The 16,378-nt window shown below is 64.0% G+C and carries 15 protein-coding genes; 4 read left to right on the top strand and 11 right to left on the bottom strand.

The window, feature by feature from the left end; genetic code table 11:
- From ileS to GNK13_RS03895, 3 genes are all read left to right on the top strand, one after another.
- Positions 1-3,456 carry an isoleucine--tRNA ligase gene (gene ileS, locus GNK13_RS03885; protein ID WP_164101129.1) on the top strand — a complete coding sequence of 1,152 codons (3,456 nt, stop codon included), beginning with the start codon at positions 1-3 and terminating at the stop codon, positions 3,454-3,456.
- A 232-nt stretch (positions 3,457-3,688) separates the two neighbouring features.
- Positions 3,689-4,327 (top strand): phosphoribosylglycinamide formyltransferase, encoded by a 639-nt coding sequence (gene purN, locus GNK13_RS03890; RefSeq protein WP_164101130.1) that lies wholly within the window; start codon positions 3,689-3,691, stop codon positions 4,325-4,327.
- Positions 4,314-4,766 (top strand): hypothetical protein, encoded by a 453-nt coding sequence (locus GNK13_RS03895; protein WP_235934759.1) that lies wholly within the window; start codon positions 4,314-4,316, stop codon positions 4,764-4,766. The genes purN and GNK13_RS03895 overlap by 14 nt, the downstream gene beginning before the upstream one ends.
- Before the next feature lie 281 nt (positions 4,767-5,047).
- Here the strand turns inward: GNK13_RS03895 and GNK13_RS03900 are convergent, their stop codons facing one another.
- The 7 genes from GNK13_RS03900 to queF all read right to left on the bottom strand — a co-directional run bounded on the left by GNK13_RS03900 (position 5,048) and on the right by queF (position 12,392).
- Complete coding sequence (locus tag GNK13_RS03900) at positions 5,048-6,706, bottom strand: fatty acid CoA ligase family protein (RefSeq protein WP_164101131.1); 1,659 nt, start codon at positions 6,704-6,706, stop codon at positions 5,048-5,050.
- Positions 6,703-7,644 (bottom strand): ATP-grasp domain-containing protein, encoded by a 942-nt coding sequence (locus GNK13_RS03905; protein WP_235934760.1) that lies wholly within the window; start codon positions 7,642-7,644, stop codon positions 6,703-6,705. The genes GNK13_RS03900 and GNK13_RS03905 overlap by 4 nt, the downstream gene beginning before the upstream one ends.
- Positions 7,641-8,642, bottom strand: a complete 1,002-nt coding sequence (gene mch, locus GNK13_RS03910; RefSeq protein ID WP_164101132.1) for a methenyltetrahydromethanopterin cyclohydrolase — start codon at positions 8,640-8,642, stop codon at positions 7,641-7,643. Before mch ends, GNK13_RS03905 begins: the two co-directional genes overlap by 4 nt.
- Before the next feature lie 482 nt (positions 8,643-9,124).
- Positions 9,125-9,979 carry a sugar phosphate isomerase/epimerase family protein gene (locus GNK13_RS03915; protein ID WP_164101133.1) on the bottom strand — a complete coding sequence of 285 codons (855 nt, stop codon included), beginning with the start codon at positions 9,977-9,979 and terminating at the stop codon, positions 9,125-9,127.
- A gap of 102 nt (positions 9,980-10,081) precedes the next feature.
- Positions 10,082-10,759, bottom strand: a complete 678-nt coding sequence (locus GNK13_RS03920; RefSeq protein WP_164101134.1) for a hypothetical protein — start codon at positions 10,757-10,759, stop codon at positions 10,082-10,084.
- A gap of 175 nt (positions 10,760-10,934) precedes the next feature.
- A complete protein-coding gene (locus GNK13_RS03925) occupies positions 10,935-11,942 on the bottom strand; it encodes a sugar phosphate isomerase/epimerase family protein (protein ID WP_164101135.1) in 1,008 nt (335 codons plus the stop codon).
- 93 nt (positions 11,943-12,035) lie between these two features.
- The gene (gene queF / locus GNK13_RS03930; RefSeq protein ID WP_203328913.1) at positions 12,036-12,392 is read right to left on the bottom strand and encodes a preQ(1) synthase; all 357 of its coding nucleotides are present in this window, start codon (positions 12,390-12,392) and stop codon (positions 12,036-12,038) included.
- Positions 12,393-12,420: 28 nt separating this feature from the next.
- On the opposite strand from queF, the gene GNK13_RS03935 reads away from it, so the two are divergent.
- Positions 12,421-13,170 carry a 7-carboxy-7-deazaguanine synthase QueE gene (locus GNK13_RS03935; protein ID WP_203545335.1) on the top strand — a complete coding sequence of 250 codons (750 nt, stop codon included), beginning with the start codon at positions 12,421-12,423 and terminating at the stop codon, positions 13,168-13,170.
- A 20-nt stretch (positions 13,171-13,190) separates the two neighbouring features.
- Here the strand turns inward: GNK13_RS03935 and GNK13_RS03940 are convergent, their stop codons facing one another.
- The 4 genes from GNK13_RS03940 to GNK13_RS03955 all read right to left on the bottom strand — a co-directional run bounded on the left by GNK13_RS03940 (position 13,191) and on the right by GNK13_RS03955 (position 16,243).
- Positions 13,191-13,502 (bottom strand): hypothetical protein, encoded by a 312-nt coding sequence (locus GNK13_RS03940; RefSeq protein WP_164101138.1) that lies wholly within the window; start codon positions 13,500-13,502, stop codon positions 13,191-13,193.
- A 132-nt stretch (positions 13,503-13,634) separates the two neighbouring features.
- Complete coding sequence (locus GNK13_RS03945; protein WP_164101139.1) at positions 13,635-13,916, bottom strand: (2Fe-2S)-binding protein; 282 nt, start codon at positions 13,914-13,916, stop codon at positions 13,635-13,637.
- A 236-nt stretch (positions 13,917-14,152) separates the two neighbouring features.
- Positions 14,153-15,325 (bottom strand): M20/M25/M40 family metallo-hydrolase, encoded by a 1,173-nt coding sequence (locus GNK13_RS03950; protein WP_235934761.1) that lies wholly within the window; start codon positions 15,323-15,325, stop codon positions 14,153-14,155.
- Positions 15,326-15,484: 159 nt separating this feature from the next.
- On the bottom strand, positions 15,485-16,243 hold the full coding sequence (locus GNK13_RS03955) for an SMC-Scp complex subunit ScpB (RefSeq protein ID WP_164101141.1): 759 nt from the start codon (positions 16,241-16,243) through the stop codon (positions 15,485-15,487).
- Between the last annotated feature and the right edge of the window lie 135 nt (positions 16,244-16,378).

The following is a 16,378-nucleotide window of genomic DNA, read 5'->3' on the forward strand; positions in this document are numbered from 1 at the left end:
ATGTTCAAAGCCGTCTCGACCAACGTCAACTTCCCGGAGCAGGAGGAAGCGGTCCTCCGTTTCTGGGACCAGGCCAACGTCTACCAACGCTCGCTCGACCAGCGGGCCGATGCGCCTCCGTTCGTCTTTTTCGAGGGTCCCCCCACGGCCAACGGCTTGCCCCACCCAGGGCACTGCCTGACGCGGGCCATCAAGGACCTCTTTCCGCGGTACCGCACGATGCGCGGCTACCGCTGCGAGCGGAAAGCGGGCTGGGACACCCACGGACTGCCGGTCGAAGTCGAGGTCGGCAAGGAACTCGGGATCCACAGCAAGGAGGAGATCGAAGCTTACGGCGTCGAGCCTTTCATCCAGCGCTGCCAGCAGAGCGTCTGGCGATACATGCGCGAGTGGGAGCAGTTGACCCGCCGGATCGGCTTCTGGGTCAATCTCGAAGAGGCCTACGTGACCTACCACAAAAGCTACATCGAGAGCGTGTGGTGGAGTCTCAAAAACCTCTTCGATCGAGGACTGCTCTATCGCGGCCACAAGATCGTGTGGTGGTGGGCCCAGGGAGGCACGGCGCTCTCGGCGGGCGAAGTCGGACAGGGCTACCGCGAAGTGGCCGACCCGAGCGTCTACGTGCGGTTGCCGCTGGTCGACCAGCCCGATCGCAGCTTGCTGGTCTGGACCACCACGCCCTGGACTCTGCCGAGCAACATGTTCGCCGCGGTCCATCCCGAGCTGGAATACAGCCTCTGCCGCGACGCGGAAACCGGAGACCAGTTCTACGTCGCGTCGGCACTAGTCGAGTCGCTTGCGGCCAAGACCCGGCGCGATCTCCAACCGCTCGAAACCTGCCGCGGCAGCGAGCTCGTTGGGCTCCGCTACCAGCCTCCCTTTGACGACTTCCGCACGCGGCTCGAGGACCCGAGCGGGCGGACGCTCGATGGCGAGACGCTGCACCATTACTGGCGAGTCGTCGCGGCCGATTTCGTAACCACCGACAGCGGTACGGGGCTGGTCCACCAAGCCCCCGCGTTCGGTGAAGTTGACTACGAAGTCTTCGACCGCGAGCGAGCTCGGTTCGTCGAGGGCGAGCAGCCCAGCCTGTTCCATGCCGTGGGTCCCGACGGAAAGTTCACCGACGAGGCCCCTGCGGTCGCCGGGATGTGGGTCAAAGATGCCGACAAGCCGCTGATCCGGAGCCTCAAGGAAACCGGGCTGCTCTACCACCAAGAACAGTACCTGCACGAATACCCGTTCTGCTGGCGAGCCGACGAGGATCCGCTGATCCAATACCCGCGGGAAAGTTGGTTCATTCGCACCACCGCCTTCAAACAGGCGATGCTGGAGAACAACAGCCAGATCAATTGGCTGCCGGCCCACATTCGCGACGGACGGTTCGGCAACTTCCTCGAATCGAACGTCGACTGGGCGCTTTCGCGCGAACGCTACTGGGGAACCCCGCTGCCGGTCTGGGAATGCCAGGCCACCGGCCGGTTCGAAGCGATCGCTTCCTACGCGGAACTGCTCGCTAAACCGGGCCTTCGCGGGACTGAAGTTTGGGAGCAGGCCAAAGCGGCGAATCCCGAACTCGCCGACGATCTGTGCGTTCACAAACCGTACATCGACGCCGTCGAGTACGACTCGCCCTTCGCCGACGGGGCCCGCATGCGGCGGGTCCCGGAAGTTATCGACTGCTGGTACGACTCCGGGTCGATGCCCTTTGCCCAGTGGGGATGGCCGCACCAGAACGCGGAACATTTCGAGTCGCAGTTCCCGGCCGACTTCATCAGCGAAGCGCTCGACCAGACCCGCGGCTGGTTCTACAGCCAGTTGGCGATCAGCACGATGCTGTTCGGCGAAGCCGCCGGCCGCACGGCCGACCCCGAAACGGCTCTCCAGGAAGCCACGCAGCCGTCTCAGAATGCCGAAGCGGGGGCGATCTCCTATCCGCACCCATTCCGCAACTGCATCGTGCTCGGGCTGATGCTCGGCGAGGACAACACGAAGATGTCCAAGAGCAAGCGGAACTACCGCGAGCCTCGGGAGATCTTCGACAAGTACGGAGCCGATGCGCTGCGGTGGTTCTTCTTCGCCGGCCAGCCCCCTTGGACGCAGATCCGCTACCGCGAGCAGGCCATCCGCGACTCGATCCCCGAGTTTCTGCTGCGGCTTTGGAACGTCTTCAGCTTCTTTACGATCTACGCCGAGATCGATCGTTTCGACTGCACCGCGGGCATCGGCGACCCGGGCGACCTGAAGCCGGAGCGGCTCGCATCCGCCGCGACCTATCGGCCCGCTTCCGAGCGAAGCGAGATCGATCGCTGGATCCTCTCGGAACTGGCGCGGACGGTGGGCACGGTCGTCGAGCGGATGGACGCCTACGACAATTATGCGGCTTGTGCCGCGATCACCGAATTGGTCGACGGGCTGAGCAACTGGTTCGTCCGCCGCAGCCGCGATCGGTTCTGGGCCAGCGACCGCAATGATCCCGACAAGCTCGATGCCTACTGGACCCTCTACGAGGTGCTGCTCGAGACGAGCAAGCTGATCGCCCCGTTCGTTCCGTTCCTGGCCGAGACGCTGTGGCAGAACCTGACGGCGCCGTTCCGCGGTGCCGATGCGGAAGCGACCGCCAGCTCCGTGCCCGATTCGGTCCACCTCTGCGACTATCCCGAGCCTTCGACCGCGAACCTCGATGCGGATCTTTCGACCGCGATGCACGTGCTGCGGGAGATCGCCTCGCTCGGACGAGCCGCGCGAGCCAGTGCCAAACTGAAAGTCCGTCAGCCGCTCGCCCGCGTCGAAGTGGTGCTCGCCGACGATACGCACACCGAGTGGTTGCGCCGCCACGACAACCTGGTCCGCGAAGAATTGAACGTCAAAGCGGTCGACTACACGACCGATGGCCGGGAGTACGTCCAGTACGACGTCGTTCCCAACTTCAAGCGGCTCGGTCCCCGCGTCGGTCGCCACATGCCGGCAGTCAAAAAAGCGCTCGCAGCGGCCGACGGTGGGCGTCTGCTGGTCGAACTGCAGCGAGACAGCAAAATCGAGCTCGATGTGGATGGCGAAGTGTTCGAACTCGACGGCGAGGACGTCGAAGTCCGTCTCTCGGCCCGCCCGGGTTGGGCTGCCGCACAAGGCCGCGACTCGGTCGTCGTTCTCTCCACCGAGGTCACCGAGGAACTCCGCCGCGAAGGAATCGCGAAGGATTTGATCCGCACGATTCAAAATCGGCGGAAGGAGCTCGGCTGCGAATTCACCGACCGAATCGAAGTCGCCGTCGTTGGCGACTCGGAGGAAGTGCGTGCGGCGGTGGAAGAGCACCGCGAGCGGATCGTGAACGAGACGCTGGCCGATTTGCTCGAGTACGAACCGATTGCCGAGACCGAGCCGCTGACCGCCTCGCTCGGCGACGACGACGTTCAGCTCTACATCCGAGTCGTCTGCACGCCGACACGACCGTAAACAATTTGTCCCCTCTCCCCCGAATCCTTCGCGAGAACATCTGTCAGAAAATCCTGAGCCGACGGCGCTAGCCGCGGGTTCTGCTGTGGAACCCCCAGGGGCTGCGAGGCCCGAGGCTAGCGCCTTCGGCTCAAAAAATCGGAACCGCGTAGTTTTCTGATAGAGCCTCTCGCGAAGCATTTGAGGGAGAAGGGACCGAAAAAACCTCCCTCACCCCCACTCCCAACGCCCCATGCTCCCTACGGCCGTCTTCATTTCCGGCGGCGGCACGACGCTTCGGAATCTGATTGCGCTGCAGCGCGCCGGGCAGTTGCCGATCGAACTCCGGTTGGTGATCAGCAGCAACCCGGCAGCCGGAGGTTTGACGTTCGCCCGTGAGGCGGGCATCGAGACGCTGGTCGTCGAGCAGAAGCGGTATGCGGGCCAGCCCGAGGAGTATTGCCGGGCGATGTTCGAGCCGTGCCGAGCCGCGGGAGTCGCCCTGGTGGTGATGGGCGGATTCTTAAAGCACGTGCAGATCCCGGATGATTTCACAGAGCGCGTCATCAACATCCATCCGTCGCTGATCCCCTGCTTCTGTGGTGCGGGGATGTATGGCCGGCGAGTCCACGCGGCAGCCCTCGATTACGGGGTGAAAGTCAGCGGCTGCACGGTTCACTTCGTCGACAACGAGTACGACAGCGGTCCGATCATCCTCCAGCGGACCTGCCCGGTCGAAGACGACGACACCCCTGAAACGTTGGCCGCTCGCGTATTCGAGCAAGAATGCCGCGCGCTGCCCGAAGCGATTCGCAAATTCGCAGCCGGGGACCTGCTGGTGGAGGGGCGACGCGTGTTGTGCCGTAGCGGAGGGAATCGTGCAGCGACCTGAACCCAAGCTGAGCGGCCGCGGCCTGACGCTCGCCCTGCTGCTCGCCTGCATCCTGCCGCTGATCGCGCTGACCGGCTACGCCATCCTGCACGGCCCGGCGACCGACAAATCGCTGCCGGTCGAAGTCGAAGTGACCAAGCGGCCGATCCCGGTCGCCTCGGGCGAAGGGGCATTGCTGACCGACGTGATCGTCGTCCGCAACAAAGCCGACTTCGACATTCCGAACCTCACGCTCGACCTGAACAGCCAGTACTTCCTGTACCAAGACAGCCCACTCAAAGCGGGCGAAGAGCTGGTCTTGCCCCAGCGGATCTTTTCCACCAAGAGCAACCAACGCTGGGTCCCCGGCCGCTATCCGTTGACCGAAGTGAATGTCACCGGCCGCCTCCCCAGCGGAGCGCGAGGAGTGTTGGAAGTCGAAGTAGCAGGTAGCAGGTAGCAGGTAGCAGGTAGCAGGTAGCAGGTAGCAGGTAGCAGGTAGCAGGTAGCAGGTAGCAGGTAGCAGGTAGCAGGTAGCAGAGAAGAATCCATTCGTACTCGTACTCGTACTCGTACTCGTACTCGTACTCGTACTCGCCTCCTACCCTGAAAGTACGAGTACCGCTTCGCTGAGTACGAGTACCGCTTCGCTGAGTACGAGTACCGCTTCGCTGAGTACGAGTACGAGAGAAAGGATGCTCGCCTCTCGCTTCTCGCCTCTCGCTTCTCGCCTCTCGCCTCTCAACCCTCCACCGCCCATTCGGCTAATTGCTCGCGAAAGATCTTGCTGTTGTGGCGGATGTCGACCGGCAGCTTGGAGGGATGGATGCGAATGTCGCTGATCGACTGCGTGTGAGGATGCCTTGCGGCGAGCTCTCGCAGCGCGGCGAGCAGCCGCTCGGTCGCCTCCGGCGTGGTCGGTCGCGCTTCGGGAAGGGGTTCGACGATCAGCACGGGCTGTTGATTTCGCGCCGGCCCAATGCCGACCAGTGCCGAACGATGCACAGCCGGATGGTCGTTGAAGATCGCCTCGCAGGGGACCGTGTAGAGCGTCCCTGCGGCGGTCTGCACGCGATGCGCTTTCCGCCCGCAAAACCAAAACCGGTCGCGGTCGTCGAGATAGCCGACGTCACCCATGCGATGCCAGATCCGGTCGCCGTCGCGGACCTTGTGCAGCGCGTTCTGCTCGGTCCGCGTCACGTACTGGCGGGTCACCACCGGTCCGGTCACCATCAACTCCCCGATCTCTCCCCTTGGCACTTCTCGCACTTCGTCGAGAGTGGCGAGCGGGCCATCATCGATCGCGATCACTTTCCACTCGATCGATGGAAAACGCGTACCCACGCAAGTCCCGCCACCCTCGCGGCTGACCTCCGCCGTCTCGTCGAGCACTTCCCGCGATTCGATCGAGGCGATCGGCAGCGACTCGGTGGCACCGTAGGGCGTATAGATATTCGCCTCCGGATGGATGCACTCGCGCAGCGCCGAGAGCACGCTCGGCGGCACGGGGGCTCCGGCCGAGAGGACTCGGCGAAGCGTAGGCAGACGATTGCCGGTCCGCGTGCACCACCGCGTGACGGTGTTCCACAAGGCGGGCGATCCGAACGCTTGATCGATCTCCCACTGCTCGACCGCTTCGAGAATCCGCTCGGGATTCACATCCGCTGGGCGCGTGGGATCCATATCGGGAATGATGGATGTCACGCCCATGACGGCGTCGAACAGCCCGAACAGCGGAAAGCAAGCCAAGTCGCGGCTGCCGGGCCGAATCTGATAACGATCGCGGATCAGGTCGATCTGATGATTAAAGATGCCATGGGTGTACCGCACCCCTTTGGGCGGCCCGGTGCTGCCGGTCGTAAAAATCACCGCGGCATCGTCCTCCGAGCTGCGCGACGGCAGTGGGTCGGGGTTCTCGCCGCGCTGCAAAATCTGCTCCACCGTCGCGCCGCCCCAAAACCATCGGCGGCCGAAGGTCACATTCCAGCGGGCGTGGGGGAATTTGCTCCGCAGCACCATGCGGATCGCATGCGCGGTTGGAATCGCGACGAAGCCATCGGGAGCCGCCGCTTCGAGACAGCGGACCAAGTTCTTGCGGCCCATCCCCGGATCGACCAGCACCGGCACGATCCCCGCCTTGAGCAGGCCAAAGGTCAGCCGAATGAAGTCGGTCCCGAACGGAACTGCCAACACGAGCCGCATCCCCGGCTCGACTCCCCACCGCAGCAGTCCGCAGGCGATCCGCTCGGTCTGGTCGTCGAGCTCGGCGAAAGTGATCGCCCGATACGAGCGGGCTTGCCCCGGGCGCGCCCTTCCCTCCGGCTCGGCGATCGCCAGCGCCGATGGGATCAGTCGCGCCGTGCGACTCAGCCGCGCGGCAACGTTGCAATTCTCTGTCAATGAACTCGATGCTCACTATTGAACAAGCCACATACCCCAACTTTCCGTGCTTTTTCGTGTCCTTCCGTGGCCTCCAGTATCTTCTCTGCCACATCGATGCCGAGTGCCGCTTCGGCTCCTTTCCATCCTGGCACCGCGTTGACCTCGAGGATTTTTGGCTCTCCGTCCGCACTGTCGATCATATCGACCGCAGCGATCCGCAGACTCATGTCGCCGGCGATCCGCTGGGCGAGCTGCCGATGCCACTCTTCGACTTCGATCTTCTCACACCGAGCGCCGGCCGCGACGTTGGTTTTCCATCCTTCGGCGGCGGTCCGCCGCACGGCAAAGACCTGCTCGCCGATCACAAGCAGACGCGTGTCGACGCCACCCGGCGGGACGAACCGCTGGACGTAGAGGACCGCTCCGAGGTTCTCGAGGGTCGAGAAGGTGACCCAGGCTAGCTCGCGGTCATGGACCCGCATCACGCCGCGACCTTCGCCGCCGAAGAGCGGTTTGACGATCACGTCCCGGTCAAGCGCCGAGAACGCTTCCATCGCTTCGCGCCGCGACTGCACGACGCGAGTCTCGGGAACGGGATATCCGAGCGCCGCAACTCGGGCGAGCGTGCGGTATTTGTCGATCGCCATCTCCAACGCCCGCGGCTCATTGACCACCGGCAGGCCTTCCTCGACCGCCGCGTGCAGGACGCTCAGCCGCAATGTGATCTGCTCGAGCGTCCCCGGCGGCATCGTTCGCGTCAGGACCACATCGAAATCGCCGAGCCATCCCCGCTCACAACTCGCCCGATGCCCACACGAAGGATCGAGCGCGGCGGCAAGTGACTCGTAGGCAGCAAATTCGAGCGAGTCGCCGCGCCGGGCGGCGGCGCTGCGAAGCCGGTCGGCGTGCCAGCCTTCGCCGGGGCCGAGCACCAACAAGCGACGACCGCCGCTCACAGCGACGACTCTCCACCGCTCGGGGCGGCGCCGGCAACCGCTGGAGCGAACGAGCAGTGGAGCACTGAGCTGTCCCACTCTCCAAACGTCCGGCTGATCCCGGTCCGCAGGTTGGCGAAGGTCACCACAGCGGGACTGAACAGCTGGGGGTCGACCTTGTAGAAATCGTAGTCGTAGGACTTAAAAATCTCGGCGAACGGCCGACCGTGGTCGCTGCTCGCTCCACTCGGCACGCTCGGCCCAACCCGATCGATCTCCGCCTGATCCGCATCCACCCATAACGTGACGCGGCCACCGTACAGAATCGCATCGTTGGTGCGACCGATCCCACCGACCATGTCGACCGCTGGCGGAGGCAAGGGTGCGACTCCGAAACCGCTCTGCACGATCCGCGGGTCCACGCCGAGGGCATGCAGCTTATGCATCGCCGTCTCGAGGCTGCGGGCGACGACCTGCACGACGCCAGAGAGGGAGGTCACCGGAGCAACCGCCAGCACGACCGCATCGCTCGCCACTCCACACTGTTCGGCAACATACTGCACGACCTCGGCCGTCGGCCGTTTCTCGGTCTCCAAGACCCCCACCACTTTTGCTGTCGACGCCTTTCCCCCCGACTCGACCAGCCCCAACTCTTCGAGCACTTCCTCGCACCCGCGGGCCATCCGCATCGGCCCGCTCCCCATGGCAAAGAAGTCGCCCACCTGGACCGGCCAGCCCGCGTACTGGCCTCCGAGGCAAGCGAGCCAGGGGTGGTCGGTCGCGACCGAGACGGCGGCCGAGGAACCGAAGTCCGCTGCCCGCTCGGGCACGATCTGAACCTCAGCCAGCCCCCCCAGACAGATCCGAGCCAGGAGGCATCCGGCAGCCAGCCCTCCGGGAGCGTCGATTCCGAAGTCGAGCAGCTGCCCGCCACCAACGCTTGAAGCAGAAATTCGCAGCGCGGCCGCTCGGCGAACCGCGTCCTCGCAAAGTGTCTCGGAAAGTCGGTTTAAATCCATCGCAGGAGGGGCAGCGGGGGGCGAGAAACGGGAAACCAGCGGGTCGGTCGAATGGCGCGGAAAGGTGTTGTGAAGCGGGAGCAATTGCGGGTTTTAGAGCAAGGAAAGCGGCCACCGCGGGTGTCGCACGCGAGGACTCTTCGCCACTTTTTTGGAGAAAACCTCGATCGTTGCCCCGCAGGCAGCCGAACTACCTTGCTGTCCGCGAGAGCGGGCCTAAACTTGAAGACGTGGGACGCTTCACGCGGCCCACATCCTTTGGTCGTCCGTAGGCAGAGGGATCATTTTTCGGGTAGGCCTGGACCATCTCAGTGGCTAGTGCAGTAGCACGCCCGGTCCACGCTTTTCTCCCAGCGGCTCCGTTTTTGCCGCCTACGACCGGAGGATTCATATTGCCGGCCACTCGGGTGAAAACCTGGGTGGCCGGCTTTTTTTGTGGACTCTCGTTTCGGCCAGGCTGCTTCCGGCGGAGACCGTGGAGCTCAGCCGTTGCGGCGGCGCATCTCGATTTGGCGACGCATGAAACCGAGGCCGTTCTTGGCCAGATCGATCTCGTTGTCGAACATCCGCCGCCAGATTCGCGTGGCGGCTGCCAGTTCCGGGAGGGCCATTCCGAAGGCTTCGATCACCAGCCAGCCGTCGTAGCCAATCCCGGCGATCGTATCGAAGTTTTTATCCCAGCGGATGTTCCCCTCGCCCGGCGTGCTGCGATCGTTCTCGCTGATGTGGATGTGCACCAGCTTGTCACCGCCGGCGCGAATCGCCTCGGGAATGTTCTTCTCTTCGATGTTCGCGTGGAACGTGTCGTACATCATCCCGCAGGCCGGATGGTCCACCTCGCGGACGAAGCGGGTCGAGTCGGCGTGGGTGTTGAGGAAATAGGTTTCGAACCGATTGAGGCACTCGACTGCCAACTGGACTCCCACCTGACCGGCATGCTCGGCCGTCTGTCGCATGCTTTCGACGCCCCACGCCCATTCGTCGTCGGTCCGCCCCGACCCGGTGAATTCGCCGATCGCCGAGTGGAACGGGCCGCACAGGGTTTGGGCGCCGACGGCGGCACAGCAATCGAGCGTCCGCTGGTTCAGCTCCACCCCCTTGGCCCGCACCGCCGCGTCGGGAGAGATCGGGTTGTCCGCTGCGTTGCGGACCGTCACCGCGGTCCGCTCCAGCCCGAGATCATCCAACCGCCGCCCCCAGTCGGCATAGTCGAGGTCGAGGTTGAAGATCGGCAGCTCCACCCCGTCGAACCCGATCGCCTTGAGACGCTCGAGCACCGGCATCAGCGACTCGTTCAGCTCTCCGGACCACAGCAGCAGATTCATTCCGTACTTCATGGTGTCTCGCTTCCAGGATAGGGGAGAACAGGCAAAATCGCCTGTGCGGCTTCAGGACGGTTGCGGCTAGGGGACAGTTGCGGCTAGAGGACAGTTGCGGATTCAGAACGGTCTGGGGAGGCCTGCTCGATCGGTCGGAGGCTGCAACAGCTCTCCACGGCGGCTCGCCACGCGTTCCCGAGCCGAATCGAGCCAGGGCAACAGCGTCTCGGGCAACATCGGCAACCGCACTCTCCGCATGACTTGGTTCAACCGCATCAAGAGTCTGTCGTTGCTGGCGTAGTCATACAAGAAGCGCTCGGCGATGAATCGCGGCAGCAGCTCGGCCAGGCGATCGGTCGGCCTCGCCGCCAAGCGATTGACGGTCGCTTGCACGAGTTCCGGAGAGAGCTCCGAGAGCGCCGCGTAGTAGGCATCGGCCCGGCTGCGATCCTCGGCGATCAAGTCCGCGTCGAGCAGGATCTCGACCAAGATGTGCCCCAAGAAACTGGGGCGGAATCCCTCGTCGCCGGCGAGCAGACCACGAAGCTCGAGGGCAAACGTCAGGTTCAATTCGGCGAACGCTTGGCTGGCGTGGAACCAGCGGTCGTCCTCGTGGTGGCGGATCACCCCTTCGGCAATGCAGCGCACCGCGGGATCGGGATCCTCGAGCAGCGGACGCGCCAGCACCGAGCGGGCTCGCACGCGCCGATCGACGACCGACAGCCAATCCGGGACCGCCGTTCCAGCGGCCACGTAAGGTCGGTCCAAATGCGGCAACGCGTGCGAGAGAAAATTCACGGCCGAGCTCTCTCCAAATCGCAGAATCGTGGGCTAGCTGGTCGCGCCCCGTGGACCGTCTTCGATCGTCGCACTATCAGCCGCCACGCGCTAGCGTCCGGTTTCTCGGCAGTTTCGGAAACCGGGGGCTAGCGCCCGGCGGCTGATGAAATGGCGTCTAACGGCAGCCGCTGGCTCACCGCGACGCGCGGATGTCGTCCATGTTGCGGAGATCGTATCCGATCCCCACATAGTCGAGCGTCCGGCACAAACCACGTAGCGCCACGCCGAACCCGTCGGGACCGCTGAAGCCGCCGAACTGCCCGCCCCCTTTGACGTGCGGCTCGAGGTCGAAGAAGACCCCTGGAACGCCGCGAGCCGACATCCGCTGTTCGATTTCCGGGATCAGCGACTTGAAGTCGCGGAGGATCGCCTCGTGCCCCGAGTCGCCGACATCGGCGGGAACAAAATGTTCGAGCGATGCTTCGTCGACATGACCGATCCGGCCGCTCGGCGACGGGTCGTGGTAGTCCTTGATGTGCAACCAACCGAGGCTGGGTTTCATCGCCAGGTATTCGCCAAACACCTCGTCGGCCGTAAAGCCTTGGACGACGATGTTCGCCGCGTCGAAGATCGTCAGCATCGCCGGGTGATTCACGCGGCGAGCGATTTCGGCGAGCAAATTGCCGGACTGGCCGACCAGGTTCGCTTCGACCTCGAGGCCGAACGTCAGTCGCCGCGCATCGCACGCTTCGGCAATCTGGCCGAGTTGATCGGCGACCTGATCGAGGTGCTCCTCGGGCGAGGTGTCGCGGGGGTGGTAGAAGGAGAACCCGCGGATCAGCTTGGCTCCCAGGGCTTCGGCCCGGTCGCACGCGGTGACCACATCCTTCTTCAAGTATTCGTCGAACGGCACGTAACGGTTCTGCGTGCCGTCGTCGACGTCGAGCAGTTTGACTTTGCCGATTGGCGAGCCGATCGAGCTGACCTCGAGCCCGTAATCGGACTGCAACTTTTTGACCGTCTCGACCTCGCCCTCCTCGAGCGCCATCACGTTCTTAATGCCGTTGCCGACGTCGATGAAGCGGATCGAGTAGTAGCGAAGGCCGAGTGCGGCGAACGCAGCGAACTGCAGCTCGGCGCGCTTGTCATTGGCCGATTCGTCGGCAAAGCCAGAGAGCAAAACGGATGGAGCAGAATTCATGTCTCGGAGGTCCAAGCGGTTGGAGGAAAGGTGAGGAACCGCGACGCATCCAACGTCGCGACGGGAGCCTGCCGCCCCGGGGGACGGGCCGGGTTAGGGGTACGCGACCGTGATCACGCTGTGCATTCCGCCCCGCGGCGTCCAGCGGCTTTCGAGGGTCGCCGATCGTGGCTGGACGACTGCGACGAAGTCATCCATGATTCGGTTGGTCACCTGCTCGTAGAAAATCCCTTCGTTGCGAAAGGCTTGCAGATACATCTTCAAGCTCTTCAGCTCGACGCATTTCTGGTCGGGCACGTAGCGAAAGACGAGCGTTCCGTAATCGGGCTGGCCCGTCTTCGGGCAGACCGAGGTGAACTCCGGCGCGTGGTGCTCGATCGTGTAATCGCGGCCCGGCACCGGGTTTTCGAAAGTTTCTAAGATGGTTTTGAAGTCGAGGTCGTTGGGCACCGTGAATACTCCTGGGGCTGATGCGGGATTGTCGCAAGCAATCGACCTGCGCGATAGGCGGGGACAGCTGCGGGTCAGTGAGCGGTTTGTCAGTCGACAGGGCGAAGGATCGTTAACCGGAACCGAGAGCAGCTTCATTCGGCTCAGCGGCTGCAACCTCCGCTGTTGGTTTTGCGACACACCGTACGCCTCCTGGGAGCCCGATGGCCAGTGGGTATCGCGGGACGAGCTCGTCGAGTGGGCGACCGCGGCGGGCCCGGCGCACGTCGTGCTCACCGGCGGCGAACCGCTGCTGCCGATCTCCGTCGTGGAGCTGTGCCAAGCGATCCGCCACGCTGGGCTGCACCTGACGATCGAAACCGCCGCGACCGTCGATCGCCCCGTCCACTGCGATCTGCTCTCGATCAGCCCCAAGACGAGCGGCAGTGCGCCGTCGCTCGAGCGGTTCGCCGATCGCGATCCGCGGATCGGCGAGCGGTGGATCGAAGCCCACCATCGCCGCCGCTGGCAGCCGCAGGTGATCGAGTCGCTGATCAGCCGCGCGGGCGACTACCAGATCAAATTCGTGATCGACCGCCAGCAGGAGACCGAGGAGGTGCTGGCCGCGATCGACGAACTCGGCGCGCCCCCTGAGAAAGTCTGGATCATGCCCCAAGCCGCCACGCCCGAAGCGCTCGACGCTCAGCAAGACTGGGTTCGGCAATGGTGCGAGAGCCAAGGCTTTCGCTACTGCGACCGAGCCCATCTGCGGTGGTACGGCGCCGTCCGCGGGACCTGAACCAGTCGCCGGGGGGTGATTTACTCGGCGACGACTTCTTCCTTGACCTTCTGGACGAAGTGCGGGCTCTTGCCCCCCTTGCTCAGTTCCTCGGCCCGCTTGTCGGCTTCGTCCTTCTGGTCGAATTCGAAGACCGCCACGCGTTTGAGGTTCTGGCTAAAGACGCCCCAGTAGAGCTTCATCCGCACATCGGCCGCGGCCTTGGTTTTCGTCTTCCGCTTAACGGTCGTCTTTTTCTTGACCGCCTTTTTCTTCGGTTCGGCCTGTTCCTGGGCTTCGGCGGCCTCCGCTTGGGCGCGGAGATCCTTTCGACTGACGACGCGACGGGCCATAGATGCTGCGGGCGTTGGGAGGCACTGGGTGAATCAATTCCAGCCACATAACCTAACGTTTCGCCGCGCTTTTGGCCACGGGTCCCGGGGGCGAAGTCGGGATGGGGCATCAGCCGCCACGCGCTTACCGAGTCACGAACCGGTGCGGCGCTCTTGCAGATGCCGCTGACGCCCCGCCGCGTACGTTTCTGCATCCGGCCAGCTCTCGATCGCCGCATCCGGCTGGCGCTCGTCCTCGGCCCCACCTTCCTCGAGCATCCTGCGGAGCATCTTGCGGCACCAGCCACAGCCGGTCCCCGCCCCGCCACACTCGCTGAGCTGGCTTGCGACCCGCGGCCGGTGAATGCGGATGTAATTGCGGATCTTCCGCCGCGTGACATGAAAGCACAGGCAGAGCTCATCATCATCGCGCATGCCCGCTGCCGTCCCGCAAAAAAACTCGTTTCAAAAAGAATGATCCCACGAAGCAGACGAATGGTGGCCACGGAAGGACACGGAATCGCACAAAAAAAGAAAGAACTCGCATAGCACGGAGAACGCGGATGAAAGGGGGAAGAGCGAGCACCAACAATCCGCGCTATCTGCAATATCCGCGGTTCAACTCTCCACTCTTCCTTCGTGACCTTCGTGTCCTTCGTGGTTCCCAGTCCTCAATTATTCTCCCCCGCAGCAACGCGGAGGGCGATTCGGCAAGCGTCGAGGTAGTCGGCGATGCACAACTGCTCGTCGGTCGTATGCACATTCCGCTGGCCACATCCCAACGTAACGGCTTCGATCCCATGGCGGTACAACCAGTTGGCGTCCAGGCCACCCCCAGCGACTTCGGCATAGGGCGTGCGACCGACCGCAGTGACCGCGTCGCGAGCGACGACGACCGACGGCGAGTCTTCGGACAAACGGAACGAGTCGTAATCGACAGTCGAGCTGAACTCGATGCTGCCGGTGTGACCTTCGGCCGACGAGACGGCGGCAGCAGCAGTCGTGAAGGCTTCGCGAAATCTTGCCACGATCCGCTCCCGCATCGCCGAGTCGTGGCTGCGCGCTTCGGCTCTCAAGTGGACCGCCGGCGTGACGACGTTCGTTGCATCGCCACCTTGGATGATTCCCACGTTCGAAGTGCCGCGGCCTTCACTGCGATCGATCCGCCCGAGCCAACCCTCGCGCTCAAGTTCCGCGATGGCGAGCGAGGCGATCGTGATCGCGCTGACTCCATTCTCCGGAGCGACACCCGCATGGGCGGCCCGACCACGGACTTCGATCGTCATCCGCTCGCCGCCGGTCGCACCGATCGTCAGCTTCTCGACCGTGCCGCCGTCGAAATTGATTGCGACGTCGATGGGCCCGAGCACCGCGGGATCCATGTTCCGCGAGCCTTGCAAGCCGATCTCTTCCTGCACGAACCAGCACAGCACCAACGGCGGGTGCGGCCGGCCACTTCGCAACAACTCGACCGCGGCGGTCAGCACCGCAGCCACACCGGCGCGGTTGTCCGCTCCGAGCCCCGTCGCCGAGTTCGCCGAACGCACGAAATCGCCGTCGACCACCGGCTCACAGCCAACGCAGATCGGCACCGTGTCGAGGTGGGCCGAGAGGAGCGTGGTCGGGCCGTCGCCAGTGCCGGGAAGGCGAGCGATCAAATTCCCCACCGCCCCCGGCTTGCGAGTGCGGGTATGGGCGTCGTCGCTGGTGATCTGCTCGCTCGGCAACCCGGCGGCGCGGAGCTCGGCGACAACTGCATCGGCAATCTGCTGCTCCTCGCAGCTCTTGCCGGGAATCGCCATCAATCGCAGTACCCGCTGAAGCGCTTCGTCGGTATTGAGCATGGGGTCCATCCTGGGTGGTGGGGGATTCGTTAATCGCAACGCGCTTCATCTTTCATCCATCAGCCGCCGGGCGCTAGCCCCCGGTTCTCGAAAACGCGGTGAAAACCGGACGCTAGCGCGTTGCGGCTGATGGTGTGACCGCGAAAAAAGCTTCGGCGCTCAACCCCGCGGTGCCACGTCGGTCTCGTCGACTTGCGGTAAATCTTCGAGGCTCCTCAGCCCGAGCAGATTGAGCAGCCGTGTGGTGGGGTAGAACGTGGGGATCGGCTTCCCCTGCTCCTGCGGCTCGCGGCGCATCTCCAGCAGCTCGCGGCGAACGAGCTGGTTCAGAACCGGTCCGCAGTCCTTCCCCCGCTGGTCGGCGATCTTGGCCGCCGTCGCTCCGGGTTGATAAGCGACCAGCGCCAACACGTCGATCGCCCCCTGAGTCAGCCTCGTCTCCCGGATATTTCCGTAGAATGCGTTTCGCACCGAACGAAGCGACTCGTGGACTCCCATCCAAAGCCCGCCGTCGCGGCGATCGATCCAGAAGGCGTGTCCGTTCTGCTGATAGCCCGCATTCAGCTCGTCGACGATCTGCTCGACCTCATCGGCGGAGACCCCCCGCATTGTCGCGGCGATTTGCGCTGCGGTCAGGGGCCGATTCTCGGGGTGGCCGATAAACAGCGCCGCTTCGACGATCGCCGCGGGCGAGATCGCTAAATCGTCTTCCTCCGGCTCTGCCCCGGGGACGGCTGGCACGGCCTCGCCTGCATCGTCCCCGGCAACGGTTTCGGACTCCGGTTCCCCACCGCTCGCCTCGGCGTCTGGAGGCGGCTCGGGAACGATCCCCGATTCGGCCATCGCGCGAGCGTACGCGGCTCCGAGATCGTCGAGCGAAAATTCCTCCTCATCCTCGTCGCCGCGCGACTCATCCATGACAACGCACCTTCGGAGTATCGGTAGTTGAGGCTCTCGCCAGCCTAGCTGGACAGCGCCACTTTCTCACGCTGAATTGCCATAAAGTCAGCAGTGCCCAGCAGTTGGCTACCAAGTCGTTTAACGGCAAGCCGA

This window comes from Candidatus Laterigemmans baculatus (assembly GCF_010367455.1).
Classification (GTDB): domain Bacteria; phylum Planctomycetota; class Planctomycetia; order Pirellulales; family Pirellulaceae; genus Laterigemmans; species Laterigemmans baculatus.